Source organism: Arthrobacter sp. PAMC 25486, from assembly GCF_000785535.1.
Lineage (GTDB): Bacteria > Actinomycetota > Actinomycetes > Actinomycetales > Micrococcaceae > Specibacter.
In genome coordinates this window covers 509707-531155 of sequence record NZ_CP007595.1, presented here as the reverse complement: position 1 = coordinate 531155, position 21449 = coordinate 509707, and the positions used below count along the sequence as shown (strand labels likewise).

Sequence of the window (21449 nt, the reverse complement as noted above, 5' to 3'; positions counted from 1 at the left end):
GCTTGCAATGTCACGAACGTCTCCTTCGAATCGGCGTTGAAACGAGTGGCGGGCCGGACTTGGACGTACACCCGGCCGGCGTCGCTTCGCAGCAGCGCCGGCCGGGTGCAGCCGTTACTTGATACCTGCCTTGTCGCAGGCCGCCTTGTAATCTGCGGTGCAGATCTCGGCCACCGTGTAGAAGCCGTCCTTCACCACCGTGGACTCAATGGTGTCCACCGTGACCGCGACCGGAACCAACAGGAACGACTGGATCTCTGCACCGCCCTTGGTCTTCACCGTGACGTCACCCTTCGGCGAATCGCCCTTGGTCAGGTCGATGGCGAGCTCGGCGGCCTTCTCGGCTTCCGGTTTGAGGGCCTTGTAGACCGTCATGTACTGGTCTCCGGCGAGGATGCGCTGGATTCCTGCGAGCTCGGCGTCCTGTCCGGTGACCGGGGGAAGCGGTGAAACGCCGGCTGCCTTCATTGCAGAGATGGCAGCGCCACCGACTGGGTCATTTGCGGCATACACTCCCTTGATCTGGCCCTTGAACTGGGTCAGCTGGCCGGCGACCCAGTCCTGGGCCTTGGCGGGTTCCCACCCGGGTGTGTCGAACTCGGCGAGAACCTTGTAGCCGCTGGCGTCGATGACCTTGTGGGCCCCCGACTTGAACTGACTGGCGTTGTTGTCGGTTGGCGAACCATTGGCCATGAGAATGCCGCCGTCACCGGGCTTCACGCCGTCGGCTTTCAGCTTGTCAACGAGCGCGGTGGCCTGCAACTCGCCAACCTTCACATTGTCGAACGAGATGTAGTAGCTCAGATCCGCGCTGTTGATCAGGCGGTCGTAGGAAATGACTGGAACGCTCTTTGCCTTTGCCTCTGCGACGATCGCGGCCGCTGCCTCACCATCAAAAGGGTCCAACACGAGAACCTTCACCCCTTGGGTGAGCATCGACTCCGCCTGCTGTTGCTGCTTGGCTGCATCGCCGTCGGCATTGGCGTAGAGCACCTTGCAGCCTGCGCAGAGTTCCTTGACTTTGGCTTCGAAGTACGGTTTGTCTGCGCTTTCATAGCGGGCCGTGACCGAGTCCGGAAGAAGCAGGCCAATCTGGGCGCTGCTTCCACCCTGGCCTGACGAGCCGCCGCCGGCGCCGGTGGCGGGGGGATTTTGGGCCCCATTTGAACACCCGGCAAGGGCACCCAGTGTCAGCAGGATAGCGGCGCCGGCGGCAACCGATCTCATCGTCGCTATCTTCATGGAAATACCTCCAAATACGCGCCGCCCGCTTTGGCGGTTGGTCTCAGCGTGGCACTCGGCGGTGTTGGCGTCAAGGGTTGTACGGGGCTATTGGCCCAGCTGGCCAGACGATGAAATCCGGACAAATACGACTCTATGCTCTTCCGTGGGTGGGTTCACCGTGGGACCGTCGGACCGTCACGCCGTCGGACCGTCACGTCTTCAAACCCTTTCGCTCGGCTGGAGGGCTGTTGTGGCGATCCATCGCTCTGGTACCGGACACCGGCCCTGTTTCCTGGTGCAGGGGTGCGGGAAACTCGTACGGGAGGGGGTGTGCTTCGTCGAGAATGACCCTGGGCCGTAGCGTGTGGCTTCTTGTTTCGCCGAGAATGGCCCGGAGCCGCGATATGCCACCAAGGTTGCGCCCTTCTCGCGAGCCTGCACCATTTTCGACGAAACACGGTCAGAATGCTGCGAGTTTGGCCCCTTCTCGGCGCGCAGTCTCCAGCCAAACCTCGGCGGAGCCGCTGGGATCGAATGATCTGGCATGTCGCACACCGCCGGTAAGACCAGGACGGAGTGCTCTGCACCCCTGCCGGAAACAGCCAGGGCGAAAACTTCCAGGGCGACAGCGGCTTGAACGCTGACAGCCGGGATGGTGGGCCCCAGCCTGACCCACCCCACCTTCGTATTAGTCACAAGAGCCAGTTTTACACCCAATAACCAACCACCAACAGGGGGTGAAATTGGGCGGAATCATCCATTGCAGAGCCGCTCCAACAGATCAAATGTAGCCCGGGTTGGGGATGATGCCGACACTAACATGGGTGCCCTTGGCGGCTTCCGACATGGCCGAGTCCAGCTCGGACAGCGGATTGGTGGGGCTGACGAGTTCGGCGAAGGGGTAAGCGTCGTGCCGTTCCTCCAGGTAAGAGACGGCGTCGATCAGGTGCCGCGGCGTGTAGTTGTGGACGCCGCGGATGGTTTTGAGCCCGCGAACCATGGCCTCGGGGTCAACGGGGACCTTGTCTACGGGGTGGACGCTGCCAACCAAAACCGCCACTGCCCCAATGTCCAGGGAACAGATGGCTTGCGACACGGCTGGGGCGGAGCCGGACGCCTCGATGGCGAGCTGCACGCCGTCGTCAAGCCCCAAGGACGCAAGCACGCCGGCCAAGGAAGCTGCTGAGGAGGCATCAGCCAAGGGATCGACCGTCGCCACCGCGCCAAAGCGCAGTGCTGCGGCCCGCCGCGAAGGATCAGCGTCCGAGACGATGACGCGGGCACCGCGGTCGGTTGCCATGGCGGCGGCGGTGAGCCCCATCAGCACAGCGCCGGTCACCACCGTCGTGAACAATGCCCTGGCCGACTTTTCCCTCTATGGCGATGCCAGGGCAACCGCCGGCGCCATCCCGTGGACCTACTTTGAATCCCAATTCTCCGGCAGAGTGCGCGCCCTGCTGAACACCGCCCAGGCGGCGCTCCCCGGGATGAAGGCACGGGGCTCCGGCAGGATCGTCAATATCGGCTCCAACCTCTTCAACAACCCCGTGGTCCCGTACCACGATTGCACGACCGCCAAGGCGGCCCTCCTGTCGCTGACCCGGACTCTCGCCGTGGACCTCGGCCCGGAGAACATCAGGGTGAACATGGGCTCCGGAGTGCTCCTGCGCACCAGGGACGCAAGCGCCGCGACATCGGAGGAAGTGTTTGACTACATCGCCGCGGCAACGCCCTTGTGCAGGGTCACGACTCCGGCCGAGCTTGCAGATGCCGTCCTGTTTTTCGCCTCAACCTGGGCTCGTTTGGTGACCGGGCAAAACCTCATGGTCGACGGCGGATTGGTGATGAATTGGTGGAGTAGCTTCCCCCGCGCCGCCAACTGCACCTGAACGTTTTCCTGCACGGCTGCGGGCACCACGGCGCCTCCTGGCGGCTGCCCGGCGCCCCGGTCAACGAGCTGGCGGACATCCGCTACTACGGACGGCTTGCCCAGGCCGCCGAGCGGGGACTCTTTGACGCCGTCTTCCTTGCCGACGGCCAGTCCGCGGACGACCCCGCCGCCGGGTCGCTGTGGCAGCTGGAGCCACTGATCATGGTGGCCGCAATGGCCCGGGCGATGGAGTGGATCGGCCTGGTCAGCACTGGTTCATCCACGTTCTACGAGCCCTGCCACGCGGCCCGCATGCTGGCGTCCCTGGACCACATCAGCGGCGGGCGCGCCGGGGTGAACATCGTCACGTCCATGTTTGACGCCGAGGCGCGCGACCCCGGCCTGCCTGCCCTGCCGCCGCACCAGGAACACTACTCGAGGGCGGCGGAGTTCAGTGACGTGACCTTGGCCCTGTGGACTTCCTGGGTCGGCGGGACCCTGATGAGGGACCGGCAGGGACAGTTTGCCGACCCGGTGCCGATCAGCGCCCTGCTCCACGCCGGGGAGCACTCCACCGTGGAGGGGCCCCTGAACGTGCCGCGGTTCCCGCAGGGCCACCCCGTGACTTTTCAGGCAGTGGCCTCGGAGCCGGGGCGTCGACTCGCGGCCTCCTACGCCGAGGGGATATACGCCGTCGCCTACGACCTGACGAGCGCGCATGAGTACTACGGCGACGTCAAGCGACGCATTTCCGGCGCCGGCCGCGACCCGGACAAGGTGGCGATCATGCCTGGGCCTGTGACCTATATCGGCCGCACCGAAGCCGGGGCACGCGCCAAGCAGGCGGCCGTTGACGCCTTCCTGCCGAAGGAGATGTCCCTGGCGCAACTGGGCCGCTTTGTCCAGTGCGACACGAGCGGCTGGGAACTGGATGCTCCGTGCCCGTGCTCGTGCCGGCGTCGGACTTCACCGGACCGCAGCGCCGCTACGCCACCATCTTGCGGATCGTCGAGACGGGGCGGCCCACAGTGCGCCAGCTCCTGGGCCGGCCGGCTGCCGGCGGAGGGCACGCCACCATGGCGGGCAGCGCCGCGCAGGTGGCAGCTGAAATGCAGCGGTGGTTTGAGGGTGGAGGCGCCGATGGGTTCAACTTGATGCCTCCGCGGCAGCCGGAATCGCTGGACGACTCTGTAGAGCTGGCGGTTCCGGAACTGCAACGGCGCGGACTGTTTCGCACAGCGTATTCAGGGACGACCTTGCGTGGGCAGCTTGCCCAGGGGCGCCCCGTACCCGCCCCGCGTCCCGCAGTTAGGGGGCGTCACCCAGCCCGGCCAAAAAGAGACCCAGCCCAAAGTCAAAGGCAGCATCCGCCCCGCTGTCCGCCTCAGCCAACAGGCCCGCGCGTGCAAGCCCTGCACGGGTCTGTTCCTGGGTGACGGCACCCAGGACATAGTTGATTAACGCAGCTGCGGCCCAGCGCTCCCCCTCCGGGGACAGTCCCCGCCCGGCCAGCAGCCGGCGCAGCTGCAGCAGCGGCGAGGGTCCTTCTGGTGCCAGGACATGGGCCAACGCCACCACTTCGGCGCCGTCGCGCACGGACAGGAGGGCGGTGCGAATGGACACCGCCCATTCGTGCAGGGATGCTGCTTCCCCAACAGCGTCCAGGATCATCCCGGCCAGCACCGTGAGGAGGTCCTGCTTGTTCTTGATGTGCCAGTAGAGGGCGCCGGGCTGGACCTCAAGATCCCTGGCCAGACGGCGCATGGAGAGGTCCGCCAGCCCGTAGTCGCGCAGGATTGTCATGGCGGCATCGACTATCTGCTCACGAGTGAGCGCCACGGCATCCGGTCCTTTCAACTGTGCTGGCATACTCCAGCGGCACCCCTCCATCTTGCCTCATGTTGCGAGGGTCCAATTGACAGGTGCACCACCAACTCCCACAATTGAACAGTGTTCAATTACTTTGATGACCTCGCCGGCCGGCAGTTGACCGGCACCACCCTGACCCGCATGGAGGCCTTGGCCATCCTCGAATCCGCCGACGACCAGCTGCTCGAGGTGGTGGCCGCGGCAGCGCGCCTGCGCCGCACCCACTTCGGCAACACCGTGAAGGTGAACTACCTGGTCAACCTAAAATCGGGGCTGTGCCCGGAGGACTGCACGTACTGCTCGCAGCGCCTGGGCTCGGCCGCCCAGATCCTGAAATACACCTGGCTCAAGACCGAGGATGCCGTGGCACAGGCGACCACCGGCATCCGCGCCGGAGCCTCCCGCGTGTGCATGGTGGCCAGCGGCAAGGGCCCCAGCGACCGCGACGTGGACCGCGTGGCCGGCATGGTCAGCGAACTCAAGGACCAGCACCCGGACGTTGAGGTGTGCGCCTGCTTGGGCATCCTCAAGGAGGGACAGGCAGGGCGGCTGAAGGCCGCGGGGGTTGACGCCTACAACCACAACCTGAACACGAGCGAGGAGATGTATGCGGACATCTGCTCAACGCACGAATTCTCCGACCGCGTGCGTACCGTGGAGCAGGCCAAGGACGCCGGCCTGTCCCCTTGCTCCGGGGTGATCGTGGGAATGGGCGAAAGCCATGACCAGCTCATTGACGCCGTGTTCGCCCTGCGCGAGCTGGGCAGCGATTCCATTCCCGTGAACTTCCTGATGCCATTCGACGGGACCCCGCTGGAGGGCACCTGGCTGCTGACCCCCGCCGCCTGCTTGCGCGTGCTTGCCCTGGTCCGCTTTGCCTGCCCCGCCACGGAGCTGCGCATGGCCGGCGGGCGCGAGATGCATCTGCGCACACTCCAGCCGCTGGCGCTGCACGTGGCCAATTCGCTGTTCCTGGGCGACTACCTCACCAGCGAGGGCCAGCAGGCCACGGCGGACCTGGACATGATTGCGGACAACGGCTTCGTGGTCCTGGGCAGCAAGCAGGCCCAGGAGCCGGACGACGGCGGCACGTTCGGCGGCGGGTCCCTCACCATTCGCCGCCGCGGCGCCGGCACGGAAATGGCCCCCAATGCTTGATGGCACAGGCTCGGCGATCCCCCTCATGGCGGAGACGCCGCCTGCCCGCACCACACTCATCGAGCGCGACCAGGGACTCTTGTGGCACCCCTATGCGCCCTTGGACGGTGACGCGCCGTATGCCGTGCATGGGGCGCAGGGCACGCGGCTGAGCCTTTCCGCTGCGGACGGCACCCGCTTTGAGGCGGTGGATGCCATGAGTTCGTGGTGGTCGGCCATCCACGGCTACCGCAATCCCACGCTGGATGCGGCCCTTGCGGAGCAGGCCGGCCGTTTCAGCCACGTCATGTTTGGCGGCCTGACGCATGAGCCCGCCGTGCGCCTGGCCGAACAGCTGGTGTCACTGACCGGACTGGACCACGTGTTCTTTGCCGACTCCGGCTCGGTCTCCGTTGAGGTGGCCCTCAAGCTGGCCGTGCAGTACCAGTTGGGGTGCGGCCGGCCAGGACGCAACCGCTTCCTGGCGCTGCGCGGCGGATACCACGGCGACACCTTCGCCGCCATGGGCGTGTGCGACCCCGTGGATGGCATGCACGCCGCCTTTCCCGCGAACATTGCCAAGCAATTGTTCCTGCCGCGTCCGCCCGCGGCCCGGCTGACCGCCGGAACGCTCACCGCCTGCCCGGATGAGGTGGCTGCATGGATTGATGCCCTTGAGGCAACGGTTCATGCCCACAGCGCCGAGCTGGCGGCCATCATTGTGGAACCCGTACTGCAGGGCGCCGGTGGCATGCATGTTTATGCCCCCGCATGCTTGGCCGCCGCCCGGCGGGTGGCCGATGAGCATGGTCTCCTGCTGATTGTGGACGAGATTGCCACCGGCTTTGGCCGGACCGGGAAACTGTTCGCCTCGCAATGGGCACAGGTGGTTCCGGACATCATGTGCGTGGGAAAGGCCCTGACCGGCGGCTACCTGACGCTGGCCGCCATGCTGTGCTCGGGCCACGTGGCCAAAGTGGTCACCAACTCCCCGCTCCGGGCGCTGCTCCACGGGCCGACGTTCATGGCCAACCCGCTGGCGTGCGCCGTGGCGTCGGCCTCCCTGGACCTGCTCGCAACGTCGGGATGGCAGCATCGGGTGGCCGGCATCGAACAGGGGCTAGCGGCAGGCCTGGCCCCGGCGCGTGCACTGAATTCGGTGCGGGACGTGCGCGTGTTGGGTGCCGTGGGCGTGGTGGAACTTGCCGGGCCCGTCGATGTGCCCGCCGTGACCGCAGCGGCACTGGAATGCGGCGTTTGGATCCGGCCGTTTCGCAACCTCATCTACACCATGCCGCCCTTTGTCAGCTCGGCCGGGGATGTGGCCGCCATCGGGGCCGGCATCTGCACCGCCGTCGCCCGGGTGCACGGCTGATGCCGGCCGCAACCACGGCCATGCAGGCCTGGCTTGGCTCACGTGCCGATGTCCGCGAACGGCGCGGCCTCCTGCGCAGCACCGAACCACAGGCCGGGCTGGTCGATTTAGCCTCCAACGACTACCTTGGCCTCTCCGCCGATCCCCGCGTCATTGAGGCAGCCACCCGGGCCCTAATCGAACACGGCGCCGGGGCCCGCGGCTCCCGGGTGGTGTGCGGCACCACGGCGGCACACCAGGAATTGGAGGCGCAGCTGCGCCTGCTCACAGGCCAGGAGGCGGCGCTGGTGTTTTCCAGCGGCTACACCGCCAACATCGGCATCCTGACGGCCCTGGGCGGCCCCGGCACCCTGATGATCCACGACGCCCACGTCCACGCCTCCCTGCTTGACGGCATCAGGCTCTCCCGCTCCCCCTCCGTCGAGGTGGCCCACCACGATGTGGCAGCCATTGCGGCTGCCCTGGCCGGCCGCACCAAGCCGAGGGCAGTGGTGGTGCTGGAATCCATTTACTCGGTGCTGGGCGACGCGGCGGATCTGGCCGCCGTTGCCGCGCTCTGCGCCAGCTTTGACGCCCTGCTCCTGGTCGATGAGGCCCATGGGATCGGCGTGGCGGGCCAGGGGCGGGGCGCCGTCCACGCCGCCGGCCTGGCCGGTGCGCCGCATGTTGCCGTCACCGCGACGCTGTCCAAGGCGCTCGGGTCTCAGGGCGGGGCCGTGCTGGGCTCGGCCCAACTGCGGGACCATCTGGTCAACACGGCCAGGACGTTCATCTTCGACACGGCCCTGGCACCGGCCGCGGCAGCCGCAGCAGCACGGGCAGCGGCCATCATCCGGCAGGAACCCGAATTGGCCGGCCAGGTGCTTGCGAACGCGGCTGCGCTGGCCGCCCGCTGCGGGGTTCCGGCGGCCGCCGGCGCCGTGCAGTCCATCCCGGTGGAATCGGCCGGCCAGGCCGCCGCCGTGGCATCGGCGCTGCGGTCACAGGGGGTGTCCGTGGGCTGCTTCCGCCCGCCCAGCGTGCCCGACGGCGTGTCCCGAATCAGGCTCACGGCCCGGGCCAATATCTCCGCAGCCGAACTGGAGTGGGCTGCCGCCACCGTGGCCCGAGCTGTGGCCTTCGGGCCGGATGGAGGTCCGTCATGAGCTACCTGATAGTCGGTGATCCAACCCAGGTGCGGGACATCATGCGCCGCACGGAGGACTTTGCCCCCACCAACGCCTTGACCTCGGTGGTGCCGCTGGCCCCTGCCACCCTGCGCATCCTCAGCAAGGTCCGCTTTGCGCTGCCCCCGGTGTTGGCATCCGCGACCGGGGCCCAACACCGTGCGGTGCGCACCCTGGTGGGCAAGTTCTTCACCCCCGCAAAGGTCGCAGCCATCGAGCCTCTCGTCAGGGAGCTGGCGCGGCACAGGCTGGCGGCTGCCAGCACTGCGCTGCAACGGGGCCCGGTGGATTTGGCGGAGTCTGTGGGCAGGCACATCCCACCGGCGGTCATGGCGGAGCTGACGGGGCAGCAAATTCCGGAACTGGACCTCCTGAAGCGGTGGAGCACGGATTCCCTTGAACTCTTCTGGGGCTGGCCCGACCCCGATCGGCAGTTGTTGCTGGCTGCCAGTGCTGGCGAATTCTACTCCTGGCTGCGGCTGGAGGCGGCCGCTGCCAGGGGAACGAAATCGCTGTTTGGCGTCCTGGACGCTGCCGGGCTCTCCAGCGCCGAGGTGTGTTCACTGGGGTATTTTCTGGTCATTGCCGGCCAGGAAACCACCTCGCAACTCATCAACACGGTCCTGTTCCGTGGACTGGAACGCACAGGAGTGACAGAGTCCGTTGCGGGCCCCGCGGAGCCGGGCTCGGCCGGCGGCTGGTCCGCACTGGCCGATCCGGATGCAGCCCGCGACCATGTCAGGAACGTGCTCGCCACGGAGTCCTCCGTCCATACATGGCGCCGCGAGGCCTTGCAGGACACCCACGTGGCAGGGCGCCCCATCCCCGCCGGTGCGGAGATCCTGCTGGAACTGACGGGCCGGCACCCGGAGCAGTCCGGTCACACAGCTTTTTCTCTGGCGTTCGGACATGGCCTGCACCGGTGCCTGGGCGCCAAGCTGGCCGAGCTGGAAACCGCGCTGGTCCTTGAGGAGACAGCCCGCGCGCTGCCTGGTCTTGAGCTGGCGGGCCCACCTCCGCGGTGGTTGCGGCTGCTTTCCTTCCAGTCTCCGCTGAGCGTCAATGCCAAAGCAACTAACAAGGGAACCCCATGACCGTCACCTATGTAACCGGCACCGACACCGACGTGGGCAAAACGCTGACCACGGCTGCCCTGGCTGCCGCACTTGCGGCCTCGGGCGCCACCGTGGCCGTGTACAAACCAACCCAGACGGGCGTTGCAGCAGACGGTCACGGCGATGTTGACGAGATTGCCCGGCTCAGCGGCGTCGGCGCGGTTCACGAGGGGATCCGGTTGGGGGAACCCATGGCGCCCCGGGCTGCCGCCCAGCTGGCGGAGCGGGAGTTGCCGGACATGCAACTCCATGTGGACCGCATCATGGAACTGGCCGCGTCCCATCAGCATGTGCTCGTCGAAGGCGCCGGCGGGTTGTTGGTAGAGCTGGACGGACACGGTCGCACCCTGCGCGACGTCGCGGCGGAAACTCAGCGCCTTGTCAGGACGCGGTTCGTGGTGGTGTGCCGCAGCGGCCTGGGAACGCTGAACCACACCCGGCTGACACTGGAGGCCCTGCGCCACAAGGGCCACCACACACCAGCCCTGGTCGTGGGCTCCTGGCCTGCAACGCCGTCGACCATTGAACGGAGCAACCTCGAAGCGCTGCAAAACCAGGCTGGAGCTCCATTTCTGGGGAGTCTGCCGGCCAAGGCCTCGGAGTTGGACCCGAGCGCCTTTCGCCAAATGTCCCCCCACTGGCTGAACCTGCCCGCATGGGCGCGGGCCGACCAACCCTAGACGGCGGGCTCCTCAGTGTCGTCCGGGCCGGTGAGGTCCATTTCAAGCAGTTTGACAGGCTTGGATTTGGTGACGATCCGGTGGATGACCCACAGGCCGAGGAAGATCGGGATGCCGATGTAGGACGAGAGGACTTCCACGCCGCGGCCTGCCAGGACGGCCTCGTAGTTCTGCCCGGCTATGACCAGGATCAGGACTGCGAAGGCCAGGATGGGGCCGATGGGGAAGAAGGACGCCCTGTACGGCAAGTCGCTGACCTTGTTTCCTTGGGCGAGGAATCCCTTTCTGAAGCGGTAGTGCGAGACGGCGATGCCTGCCCACACAATGAATCCGCACAGCCCCGAGACGTTGAGGAGCCAGGAGTAGGCGGCGCCTTGGCCGACGATGGCGCTCAGGAAGCCGAACAGCCCGACGGCGGCCGTGGCCAGCAGGGCGGCCATGGGCACACCGCGGGAGTTGGTGCGGCCGAAGATTTTGGGGGCCTTGCCGTCGTGCGCCATGGCGTAGAGCATGCGGGTTGAGGCGTAAAGCCCGGAGTTGCCGGCCGAGAGGATGGCTGTGAGGATGACGGCGTTCATGAGTGCGGCGGCGAAGGCGATGCCGGCGCGTTCGAAGACGAGGGTGAAGGGTGAGGCGGCGATGTCCGCCTCACCCGATGCGAGCAGGCTCGGGTCGGTGAACGGGATCAGGCAGCCGATGACGAAGATGGCGCCGATGTAGAAGATCATGATGCGCCAGAAGACCGAGCGGATGGCGCGCGGCACTTCCCGCCGCGGATTCTTGGCCTCGCCGGCGGCCACGCCCACAAGTTCGGTGCCCTGGAAGGAGAATCCGGCGATCATAAAGACGGAGATGATGGACACCCAGCCGCCGTGGAAGACGTCCTCGCGGTTCTGCCAGTTGTTCATTCCCGGGGAGTTTTCTCCCAGGATGCCGAAGATCATCAGTACCCCGGCCACCAGGAACAGGAGGACTGCCACGACCTTGATTGACGAGAGCCAGAATTCGCTCTCTCCAAAGGCCCTGGCCGAGAGCGCGTTGATGCCGGTCAGCAGCACCAGGAAGCTGCCAGCCCAGACCCAGCCGGGCACTCCCGGGAACCAGAAGTCCATGATGATGCCGGCTGCGACGAGTTCGGCGGCAACGGTGATGGCCCAGTTGAACCAGTAGTTCCACCCGATGGCGAAGCCGAAGGACGGTGACACGAAGCGGGTCGCGTAGGTCTGGAAAGAGCCTGCCACGGGGATCTTGGCGGACATCTCCCCCAGGGACTGCATGAGCAGGAAGACCATGAGGCCAACCAGAGCGTAGGCAACCAGGGCGCCGCCGGGACCGGCTTGTGAGATGGTGCCGCCGGAGGCCACGAAGAGGCCGGTGCCGATGGCCCCGCCAATCGCGATCATCTGAAGGTGTCGGCTGCTCAGGCCGCGCTTGAGTTCATTGTCGTTTGCGCTGCTGTGCGCTTTCGGATCGAGCTCAGGTTGTACAGAAACTTGACTCATGGGTGGAATGTGACTCCTGGCTGGTGGTCCTTGTGGGGCCCGGAATGCCTCTTGAGGGACCGGTGGTGTCTGGTTCCCGGTGAAACTGCAACCCTCCATTATGTCGGGAAATTGTCACAAAGCAGGAGTCAGTGGCGCGCATCACTCGGTTCGACCGAACTAATGAGTGCTTTCCCTGCTCACCCGGCCGCCCGGATCTCTCTAGTGACAAGCCGACGCCGCGCTTTGCCTCAGGACCCCGCAACGCCCTCTTCAAGCCACTCCACCAGCGCGGCGCCCAATGCAGCGGCGATCTCGATGGGGGGTTCACGCCACTTTCCCGCCCGAGGCGGAGCCCCTCGACCACAGGGCCTGGGCTGAGGCATGGGCCGGGGTGGGGCGGACTCGTGGCCGATATTTCGTCACAGCATTCGGCTAACGCAAGGGCGCGAGTACACCCCGAAATGCGATTAGGCAAAGCGTTTGACCGCCGGATAGACAAGGGTGGGGCGATTTGAAGTCGCCCATGACTCACTAACATTCATTCAACCGCCCGGAGGCATAAATCCTATTTCGACGTCTGGCCTCGGCCAGTATCGCCATTATTCTCGCAGGCACGGGCGCAGTCGCGCTCGCACCAGCGGTATCCGCTTCCACAGCACCTGCCGCTCCTGCGGAGCCGGGTGCATCCACCACCGCAACAGCCGCATCCGCCGACAACCTCCGCGACCCTGACAAGAGCATCGCCTTTTACATCGGCAAGAATCGTTCCGACTCCGGACACACCCTGCTCGGCGGCTTTGGCCACGAGCCGTCAAGCCACTGGCTCGAGGTAGTTCCGCGCCAACAGCACCCAGCGGGATCGACGATGACCGTCGGTGCCACCGAAACGGCCGAGATGCCGGGAGTGCTCACCGAGATTCCTCAGGTCAAAGAGACCGCCCGGTACATCACCTCGAACTACTCCGAATTCGAAGGATTTCCGTCGCCCCTCACCAACGGCGGATTGAACGAGCACGGAGTCGCCGCCCGCGACGTGTGGTCGAACTCTCGGGAGGAATTGTGGGACATGACCCCCACCGACCAGAGCGGTCCGAGCTACTCCGATCTCTCCCGCATCGCCATGGAACGGGCCACCACTGCACGCGACGCCGTCGACATTCTCGGCAAACTTATCAACGAGCACGGTTACACGACCTACGGCGGAAACTCGCATATCTTCGCCGATGAGAACGAAGGCTGGGTATTCGTCGAATTCTCCGGGGGTGAGGGTCTCTGGGCCGCCGAGAGGCTCAGTGCGGATGACATCCGCGTTTCCTACCCGGGCTACATCCAGGACTTCCCGGTCGACGCGATCAAGGGCAGCAACCCCGACTATGTGGGTTCACCTAACCTGCTGGACGTCGCAGCCAAACAGGGGTGGTGGACTCCCGGCGGCGATACGATCAATCTCCAGAAGGTCTACGGACAAGAGTTCCCCACCGGGCCCTTCAACGTAGGAGTGGATGCCGATCCCACCGATCCCTCGCCGTACCGCAACCCGATCTCGCTCGAGGCCGAGCTTGAATCCATGGACGCCCTGAGTCTGCAGGATATGATGCGCCTCGTTCGCGATCCGCGCTGGTCCGACGACCGTTCCGGCTACGGGCAGGTCGCTGAGCTGCGCGACGACATCACCGATTCGGCACTGCGCACACTCTGGGTGGCGACCACAGCATCGGTGACCGCTCCTTACATCCCCGTGATGATCGGCACCGACGACGTACCTGTCGAATACTCCCAGCACCGCTACCTCACGGCCGGGGCCTCCGCCAACTATCTCTCGCCCGAGTACGCGGAACAGGAAGCGACCGAATACGCCACCCAGACCTTCAAACGCCTGATGTACGCGACGTGTGCCCGTCCCAAGGACTACCTTGCAGAGGTGACGGATGCTTTCGAGGGGATGGAAACCAGCTGGATTCGCCAGCACGAGGAGGTCATCGCCGATGCGCAGAAGCTGTACACCGACGGAGACTCCAAGGGTGGCGCGCAGGTTCTCACCTCTCTGACTCACGAGACCGCTCTTGACGGTCTCGCTCTCGGCGGATACCTGCTTGACGACATCCTTGCACGGAGCGCTGCTGACGGCGGGATCCACAGGCCCGACGTCGATGTACCCGACGGAACAACCGCGTCGGCACGCAGTCTCAGCATGGAATTGGACGGCGCCACCTCGCGCGATCGCATGAACTGCGACCTCGGCGGGGGCTGGGCGGACGGCAGCACAGCCGACCGCCAGGGCAAATACGGCGACCCGGCCAACGTGCCCGATTTCAGTGCGAACGCTGCAAAAACGGCGGCGAACATGAACGGTGCTGCGCTGCTGCCTCTCTGGATCGCGCTCAGCGGTGTTGCCGGGCTGGGTCTTGGCGCCGGCGGCCTCTGGCTTCTCACGCGTCGTCGTTCCGCTTAAGCACCAAGCCGTTGGGGCCTGCGCTCTGCTCGGTCGGTGAGGGTAACTCGCCAGCTGAGCGGAGCGCAGGGCTGCTCGATAGGAGCATGGCACCTGGCACTCCGTCGAAACTGCCAATGTGCGCCAAGGTGAACATCCGCCGTCGCGTTTTCATTGGAGGCGCTGTCCGGCGCCGCAGTTGGAGCCAGGGGCAGGTTCCCTATTAGGTATTTCTGAGGGTCCCGCGGCCATGCGCTGTGGGGCCCTCAGCTTTCCATTCACGCCAGCACTTCCACCGCCCTCATGGCATGACGTGCCTGGGTGCGGGCTGTGCTCGCCTCGCGATCGGCGCCCGGTGGTATTGCGGCGGTGCGTAGTCGACGCCGACACCCAGTGCCGCCGCGGCGCGCAGCGGGAAGTTGGGATCGCGCAAAAGGGCCCGGCCCAGCATGACGACGTCGGCCAGCCCTGTTGCCACGATATGCTCGGCCTGTCTCGGATCGTCAATGAGCCCGACGGCGATGCTCGGCACCCCTGCCTGGGTGCGCACTGCCGTGGCGAACGGAACCTGGTAACCCGGCCCCACCGGAATGTGGGTGCCCGGGACGTTGCCGCCTGAGGAAACATCGGCCATGTCGGCACCATGCCCTGCCGCCCATCGCACGACTGTGACGGTGTCCTCGAGCGTCCAGCCGCCTTCCACCCAGTCTGTGGCGGAGAACCTCACCAGCACAGGAATGTCCGGGCCCACCTCAACTCTGACGGCGGCAATGGTTTCCAGCAGAATCCGGGCCCGGTTCGCCAGGCTGCCGCCATAGCCATCGGTGCGTTTGTTGCTCAGTGGCGACAGAAATTGGTGGAGCAAATAGCCGTGTGCGGCGTGGATCTCGATGAAGTCAAAGCCAGCGTCGGACGCGCGGCGGGCGGCAGCAGCAAAAGCGTCCACCACATCCCCAATATCCCCCGTGGACATCGCCACCGGCTGGTCATAACCGGGGAACGCGAGGGGGCTCGGCGCAATGGTGGGCCATCCGCCGTCGTGCATGGGAACGGTGCCCTGGCGCGCATCCCAGGTCCGGAAGGTGGAGGCCTTGCGGCCGGCGTGGGCGAGCTGGATGCCGGCGGCGGCACCCTGGCTGTGGATGAAGGCGGTGATGCGGGAGAACGCGTCGCGCTGGGAATCGTTCCACAGGCCCAGGTCCTGCGGGGAGATCCGGCCTTCCGGCGCTATGGCAGTGGCTTCGGTGAACACGACGCCGGCGCCGCCGCGGGCCAGCGATCCGAGATGGACCAGGTGCCAGTCGGTGGGTACGCCGTCCTGCTTCTCGGCGGAGTACTGGCACATGGGTGTGACCCACAGGCGGTTGCGGACGGTGGTGCCGCGGACCGTGATGGGTGCAAAGAGTGCTGATGTCATGGTCGTTTCCCTCTGTTGGTCTCAGCTATGAAAACGCAATGAGGCGGCCGTGGATTCCCGCGCCGCATGCGGCGATGACCCACACCGTTGCGCACCACGCCGTCAGGGTGATAATTTTTTGGTACTCGTGATGAACCGGCAGGAGGTGAGACCCATGAACGCAGTATCCACAGTGGGCGCTCCCCTGCAGTCCACGAGCTCGCGGCCAAGGTAGCCGTCACCGGGAGCGCCCGACAAGGCAATTCGCGAAAGGCGACTCCCATGACTACAAATTCTTTTTCAACCCCGCATTCCACCCCCTCTGACCCCTGCGCGCGTGCACTGGTCCTTGGCGGCGGCGGATCGGCCGGCAATGCGTGGCTGATCGGCGTCATCGCCGGCTTGTTTCAATCCGGCATGGACGTCACCGGCGCCGATCTGATTATTGGCACGTCGGCCGGTGCAACAGCCACCGCCCAAATCACCGGAACGAGCCCGGGGCGGCTGCTTGCCGATATCCTTGCAGCTCCCGTGCTGCCACGGCCGGTTGATGTCATGCCCGGCGCCGGGCGCGGGCGCCAAGGATCGGCTTCCGACTCTTTGCGCAGGACGGGCGAGGTGATCGCTGCTTCTTCCAGTCCGGCTGAGATGCGCCGTCGTATGGGTGAATCGGCGCTCTCGCTGGGCGCATCATCAGACGGCGCGGCGCAGGCGCGGTGGCGTGCCACCGTCGCATCCCGGCTGTCCAGCCAGCAGTGGCCGCAGCAGCGGGTGCTACTCACTGCGGTCGATGCCAATAGCGGTGAACCCGTCGTGTTTGACCGCGACGGCGGAGTCTCCCTCACGGACGCCGTTGCGGCCAGCTGCGCCGGCAGCTTCGCCTACAGAATCGGCGACAGCCAATACATCGACGGCGGGTACCGGCGCAACAGCGAGAACGCCGACTTGGCCGCCGGGTACGGGCGCGTGCTGGTGCTGTCACCATTGGGTGGCAGGACACGCCACCCGCTGGAATGGGGCATGCAACTTGCCGTGCAGGTTGACGAGCTGCGCATGTCCGGCAGCATGGTGGAAACGATCCTTCCGGACCGCAACTCTCTCGCTGCGTTTGGCGCCAGCATGATGGATCTGTCCACACGACCGGCCGCTGCTCGGGCTGGCTACGAGCAAGGCAAGGGGGTTGCCGGTCAGCTGGCGGAGTTCTGGGGCTGAGCGTCGGGCCAGGCACCCTGGTTCATTTTCACGCGACGGGATGCGCCTCGAGCCAGGCGAGGACCTGCTGCGCGTGGGTGTTGGGCGGGAAGATCGGGTAGAACACGTGCTCGATGACGCCGGCTCTGACCACCAGGGTCAGGCGTGAGTAGAGGCGCGGATGGCCCGGTGCGGCGAAAGTGGGCAGGTTCAGGGCCCTCGCAAGCTCGAATCCGGTGTCGGAGAGCATGGTGAAGGGCAGGCGGAGGCGGGTGGTGACCTCGCGCTGGTAGTCGGGATCCTGGCTGGAGAATCCATGGACGCGTTCGACGCCGGCCGCCTGGAGTTGGGCGAAATGGTCGCGGAAGTCGCAGGCCTCGGTACTGCAACCGCGGGCGCCGGGAATGGAGTCCCAGCCTTCAGGCAGGTCGGTGCCGGGCAGGCCTGTGAGCGGGTACAGGTAGATGATGGACCGGCCAGGGCCGAGATTGGACAGGTCCATTTGCTGGCCGTCCGTTGCTTCGTGGACCAGCGAGGGCAACGTCAGGCCGGGAAGGTGGGCTGCGGCGCCGTCGTCCTCGGGGACGGGAAGGTTGTCGGGGAGGGTTGTTGCGTAGTCAGTCATGTTCGACTCCTTGATGAATGTCCGGGCCGCGCCCTGCTGTAGCCGTTCGGCCAGCAGTTGTCGGCGGGAGGTGAGGGATGCGATGGCGTGGTCCAGTTCGGTGATGCTGTCCCGGTAGGCGGCCAGGGATGCCGGGCACTCGTCGCTGTGGCGGTGCCCGGCGTCCAGGCATTCCAGGAACGGCTTCGCCTTGGCCGGGTTGATGCCATGCTGGGCGAGTTCACGGATTTCCTGGACCTTGCGCAGGTCGTCGTCCGAGTAGTGGCGGTAACCGTTGCATTGCCTTTTGGGCACGACAAGGCCGAGCAGTTCGTAGTAACGGACGGCCTTGATGGTTGTTGCTGATTTCGCGGCGAGTTCACCTATGAGCATTCTTACCTCCTGCAATCAACCTAAACGTTACCCCCGGGGGCAGGGTCAAATTCGGGTTTCGCAGCGGCGCTGACAACGTCCCTTGCACCGCATAGAAGAACGCCCCAGGAGCGTCTCCGAGGCAAGGGCCTGTGGCTCGCCACTATTATCCACGGGCCGCTTGACCTGGCCTAGTTCGCCGCGTCATCCCGAAACACGGCAACACCGACGGGGCATGCGTGCTTTTCGGGGATCGGGCGGAGCCTCCAGATCCTGTGATTGCTCCAGGACTCGGGCAGAACTAAAGAGTTGGCCGGGAATTGGAATTTGAACACAAAAAACACCAACCCCTCCGCGGCAATTTGCACTGCCGCGCCCTTGGAAGGACTGGTGTTTCCGATGTTGCAGCCGGCGTTTACTCAGCAGCCTTCGTCTGGGCGGCGTACTCTTCCTGCGTCGGCTCCAGTGCCACGTTGACGTACGACTCGTCCGTCATCGTGCCGGCTGCGGGATCAGTCGAAGCCACCTTGGCGTCAGCCCAGGGGCTGCCCTCAACCCACGTGGCTCCGGTCTTGTCGACCAGCTGGGCGAAGAAGTCATCCTTAACCAGGGTTTCGTACGCTTCCTTGTACGTCATGCCAACAACATCGGGAACGGCACGCTGCTCCTGTGTGGTTGTGGCCGTTACACTGGGCGACTCGCTCGGACTCGTTGCAGGTGCATCGGTGCCACACGCGGCGAGACCGGCAACCAGGAGTGCAGCGACGGAAAACTGAATAAATTTCTTCATGGGCCTAACCTCATCGTCAAAGTGCGGGGCGGAATTCATGCTCCACCAAGTTTCTTTCCAACCATCAATCCTAAAGCCATGATTTGGATTACACAGCGCAGAAGGCGGATTCTATGCGCCACATCACACAGCCAATCGTCCGTCACTTCAGCAGCCGGCGCACGCGGCCAGCTAGACAGCCGGGCGAGCAACGCCGTCGTGCTTGGATTTGCGCCAACCGAGAGCCGCAATCCCCCACACCGCCAGGAACAGCCCCACCAGGAGCAGCCCGGCATGGCCGAGGTCCAGGTTGGCCAGCCAGGTGGTGACCGGATCGGTCAGTCCGAGGACATCGTGCATGATCGCGGCGATGGTCAGCGCGGAGATGAACAATGCGGACGTTGCAGACAGGCCGGTGATGACCATGTTGAAACCGATCCGGCGGGCCGGGTTCATGACGGCGGAGCGATACATCTTCATCATGGCCATGCCGTTCGCCGTGTCGCACAGGGTCATTGCGGCCGTGAACGCCAGCGGCAGGGCCATCAAGGCGGCAAGGGAAATTCCGGCCAGCGCGGCGGATGCCGTCAGCAGCAGGAACGCGATGGTGGATGCCGTGTCAAAGCCCAGACCGAACAGGAACCCCAGCACGTAAATGTCTCGGGGGCGCTTGACCTTGGACAGCGGCTTGTCCATGAGCCGGGCGACCATGCCGGTGGGTGCCAGCTCGTCATCCCGGACGGTCCCTCCCCGGCGCACCCGCCGAAACAAGACGTTGGCCTTCAGGAAGGCGGAGCCGTTGAACAGGCCGATCGCCAGCAGGAACAACGCTGAGATGCTTGCGCCGAACAGTGCCAACGCCGTGTTGGCTGCCGAACCCTCATTGAGCACGGCACCCATGATGCCGGCACCGCTGACCACCAGGATGCCTGCAAGCAGAACCACCGAGCTGTGCCCCATGCTGAACGCAAAGCCAACACTCACCGGTCCCCGGCCCTGGGCAGCGAACTTGCGGCTGGAGTTGTCAATCGCCGCGATGTGGTCCCAGTCGTAGCTGTGCTTCACTCCCGCCAGATAAGCGGTGATGACCAGGCCGATGGCCAAGGGGTGCACATCGCGCATCAGCGAGAACACCATCAGGCCCACCACAATGAGGTGCAGCAGGGCCACCGCCAGGAACGTGGCGCCCATCCGTTGGGCCACCGGAAGCTTTTCACGTTCCAGATATCCCAAGCGGGCAATGGCCGACATTAGTATTTCCTCAAGTTCAGTGGTTCTTGGCCGTACCACCGCGCGCGGAGCAGGTCCACGGCGGCGGCCAGCAATTCATTCAATGACTCTGTCGAGTGGGACAGTGCCCGGACGGCAAAGCCGGGTCCGTCCAACAGCGTGATCCCCAGCTGCCCGCCGTCGTTCTTGGGTGCCAGCAAAGCGTGGAGTTCATCCACGAGTGCGCCATCAACCCGGGCATCCATCACCAGTAGCGAGCCCAAATGCGTATATTCGGCCATGAAGGCGCTGCTGTCCACGGGCGATCCGGTTCCCGGACGGATCAACAGATTGTCCAAGACCGTCAGCCTGCCGCCGATGGAAATTTCATTGCGCATGCGGATCTCGTCGTACCGGAACAGCTCACCGTCAGGGGACCAACCGGGCGTGACCACCTCGGCCATGACCAGCGACGCCGACGGATCCATGTCCACCGTTGTCACCTGACCGTAACTGGCCTCCCGGTAGGCGATCAACGGATCCGGCAGCAGTTCCAAACGCGCGCCGGCGCCGAGATGGACGTCGATGTGCTGCTCGGCCCGGTCGTTCGGCGTCCGGTAGACCTTCGTGGCCGACTGCGTCGTCAACAGCAGGTCAGCCCCGTCGGCCACCGAAACCTCGATCAGATACTTGTCCCCACCGAGATACGCGCCGCCCGGGTTGATGATCACATAGCAAACCTGCCCCGACTCATCCAGGTAGTGCGGACGCAGGATCCGCAGGGCACCATCATGGAACTGCTTCACCGCGATGGACCTGCCGTCGCGTCGGTCGATGTCGAGTGAAAGCGTGCCAGCCCACTGGCCATGCGTTCCGAGGCGGCCGACGGTGCGGGTTTCGACGAGCTCGACCAACGGAAGTCCTAGTTCGCCAGGTCAAGCATGAGCACGTCGCGCTTGAGCCAGTTGATGACGTGTTCCAAGCCGTCGTCGGTCTTCAGGTTCGTGAAGCAGTACGGCTTGTGGCCACGGAATTCGAGGGTGTCGGCCTCCATCACGGACAAATCCGCACCCACGTACGGGGCCAGATCGATCTTGTTGATGACGAACAGATCCGACTTGATCATGCCCTGCCCAGCCTTCCGCGGGATCTTCTCACCCTGCGCCACATCGATGATATAGATCGAGAAATCCACCAATTCCGGGCTGAACGTGGCCGAAAGGTTGTCGCCGCCCGACTCGATGAAAATGACCTGCAGGTCAGGGTGCCGCGCTTCCAATTCCGCCACCGCGGCCGAGTTCATGGACGTGTCCTCGCGGATTGCGGTGTGCGGGCAGCCGCCGGTCTCAATGCCGATGATCCGATCCAGCGGCAGGACGCCGTTCGCGGCGAGGATCTTCGCGTCCTCGATCGTGTAAATGTCGTTCGTTATCGCGGCGCTCGACACCTGTCCGTCCAGGGCACGCGTGAGGCGCTCCACGAGCTGAGTCTTGCCGGCGCCAACCGGGCCGCCAATGCCAATCTTGATCGGTTTCATGTGCTTCTCCTTCTGTCTAA

General features: G+C 65.3%; 18 protein-coding genes and 1 pseudogene. 9 read left to right on the top strand and 10 right to left on the bottom strand.

The genetic code is table 11. The annotated features are described in order from the left end of the window. Positions 1-114: 114 nt before the first annotated feature. Both art_RS02510 and art_RS22835 read right to left on the bottom strand, forming a co-directional pair. Positions 115-1242 (bottom strand): sugar ABC transporter substrate-binding protein, encoded by a 1128-nt coding sequence (locus art_RS02510; RefSeq protein ID WP_038462274.1) that lies wholly within the window; start codon positions 1240-1242, stop codon positions 115-117. A gap of 763 nt (positions 1243-2005) precedes the next feature. Further along, positions 2006-2545: a zinc-binding dehydrogenase gene (locus art_RS22835; RefSeq protein ID WP_253901454.1), complete on the bottom strand. Its 540-nt coding sequence runs from the start codon at positions 2543-2545 to the stop codon at positions 2006-2008. 10 nt (positions 2546-2555) lie between these two features. Between art_RS22835 and art_RS02500 the strand changes: the two are divergent. Continuing rightward, positions 2556-3113: pseudogene (locus art_RS02500) on the top strand (SDR family oxidoreductase); the annotation flags it as partial. Continuing rightward, positions 3104-4249: an NtaA/DmoA family FMN-dependent monooxygenase gene (locus art_RS02495; RefSeq protein ID WP_367643782.1), complete on the top strand. Its 1146-nt coding sequence runs from the start codon at positions 3104-3106 to the stop codon at positions 4247-4249. The pseudogene art_RS02500 and the gene art_RS02495, both read left to right, overlap by 10 nt. A gap of 153 nt (positions 4250-4402) precedes the next feature. Here art_RS02495 and art_RS02490 read toward each other — a convergent pair whose 3' ends face one another. Then, positions 4403-4933, bottom strand: coding sequence for a TetR/AcrR family transcriptional regulator C-terminal domain-containing protein (locus art_RS02490; RefSeq protein ID WP_038468374.1), 531 nt, complete (start codon positions 4931-4933; stop codon positions 4403-4405). Between the two features lie 111 nt (positions 4934-5044). On the opposite strand from art_RS02490, the gene bioB reads away from it, so the two are divergent. From bioB to bioD, 5 genes are read left to right on the top strand one after another with little or no spacing between them, the layout of a single operon-like run. After that, positions 5045-6121, top strand: a complete 1077-nt coding sequence (gene bioB / locus art_RS02485) for a biotin synthase BioB (RefSeq protein ID WP_038462272.1) — start codon at positions 5045-5047, stop codon at positions 6119-6121. Then, the gene (locus tag art_RS02480; RefSeq protein WP_253901453.1) at positions 6114-7475 is read left to right on the top strand and encodes an adenosylmethionine--8-amino-7-oxononanoate transaminase; all 1362 of its coding nucleotides are present in this window, start codon (positions 6114-6116) and stop codon (positions 7473-7475) included. Before bioB ends, art_RS02480 begins: the two co-directional genes overlap by 8 nt. Next, positions 7475-8620 carry an 8-amino-7-oxononanoate synthase gene (locus tag art_RS02475; RefSeq protein WP_253901452.1) on the top strand — a complete coding sequence of 382 codons (1146 nt, stop codon included), beginning with the start codon at positions 7475-7477 and terminating at the stop codon, positions 8618-8620. Before art_RS02480 ends, art_RS02475 begins: the two co-directional genes overlap by 1 nt. Continuing rightward, on the top strand, positions 8617-9735 hold the full coding sequence (locus art_RS02470; RefSeq protein ID WP_038462271.1) for a cytochrome P450: 1119 nt from the start codon (positions 8617-8619) through the stop codon (positions 9733-9735). Before art_RS02475 ends, art_RS02470 begins: the two co-directional genes overlap by 4 nt. Next, positions 9732-10436: a dethiobiotin synthase gene (gene bioD / locus art_RS02465; RefSeq protein WP_038462269.1), complete on the top strand. Its 705-nt coding sequence runs from the start codon at positions 9732-9734 to the stop codon at positions 10434-10436. Before art_RS02470 ends, bioD begins: the two co-directional genes overlap by 4 nt. Here bioD and art_RS02460 read toward each other — a convergent pair. After that, a complete protein-coding gene (locus tag art_RS02460) occupies positions 10433-11938 on the bottom strand; it encodes an amino acid permease (protein ID WP_052135923.1) in 1506 nt (501 codons plus the stop codon). The two genes, bioD and art_RS02460, sit on opposite strands and share 4 nt — an antisense overlap. Positions 11939-12785: 847 nt before the next feature. On the opposite strand from art_RS02460, the gene art_RS02455 reads away from it, so the two are divergent. Further along, on the top strand, positions 12786-14372 hold the full coding sequence (locus art_RS02455; RefSeq protein ID WP_253901451.1) for a C69 family dipeptidase: 1587 nt from the start codon (positions 12786-12788) through the stop codon (positions 14370-14372). 280 nt (positions 14373-14652) lie between these two features. Here the strand turns inward: art_RS02455 and art_RS02450 are convergent, their stop codons facing one another. Then, a complete protein-coding gene (locus tag art_RS02450) occupies positions 14653-15768 on the bottom strand; it encodes an NADH:flavin oxidoreductase/NADH oxidase (protein WP_038462261.1) in 1116 nt (371 codons plus the stop codon). A 261-nt stretch (positions 15769-16029) separates the two neighbouring features. Between art_RS02450 and art_RS02445 the strand changes: the two genes are divergently transcribed. After that, complete coding sequence (locus art_RS02445; RefSeq protein WP_038462258.1) at positions 16030-16959, top strand: patatin-like phospholipase family protein; 930 nt, start codon at positions 16030-16032, stop codon at positions 16957-16959. A 28-nt stretch (positions 16960-16987) separates the two neighbouring features. Here art_RS02445 and art_RS02440 read toward each other — a convergent pair whose 3' ends face one another. From art_RS02440 to ureG, 5 genes are all read right to left on the bottom strand, one after another. Further along, positions 16988-17935, bottom strand: coding sequence for a MerR family transcriptional regulator (locus art_RS02440; protein ID WP_038462257.1), 948 nt, complete (start codon positions 17933-17935; stop codon positions 16988-16990). A gap of 394 nt (positions 17936-18329) precedes the next feature. Beyond that, positions 18330-18704, bottom strand: coding sequence for a PASTA domain-containing protein (locus art_RS02435; protein ID WP_157875105.1), 375 nt, complete (start codon positions 18702-18704; stop codon positions 18330-18332). Positions 18705-18875: 171 nt separating this feature from the next. Next, on the bottom strand, positions 18876-19934 hold the full coding sequence (locus art_RS02430; protein WP_038462255.1) for a HoxN/HupN/NixA family nickel/cobalt transporter: 1059 nt from the start codon (positions 19932-19934) through the stop codon (positions 18876-18878). Then, positions 19934-20806, bottom strand: coding sequence for an urease accessory protein UreD (locus art_RS02425; protein WP_367643755.1), 873 nt, complete (start codon positions 20804-20806; stop codon positions 19934-19936). The genes art_RS02430 and art_RS02425 overlap by 1 nt, the downstream gene beginning before the upstream one ends. 8 nt (positions 20807-20814) lie before the next feature. Further along, positions 20815-21429, bottom strand: a complete 615-nt coding sequence (gene ureG, locus art_RS02420; RefSeq protein ID WP_038462254.1) for an urease accessory protein UreG — start codon at positions 21427-21429, stop codon at positions 20815-20817. Positions 21430-21449: the final 20 nt, after the last annotated feature.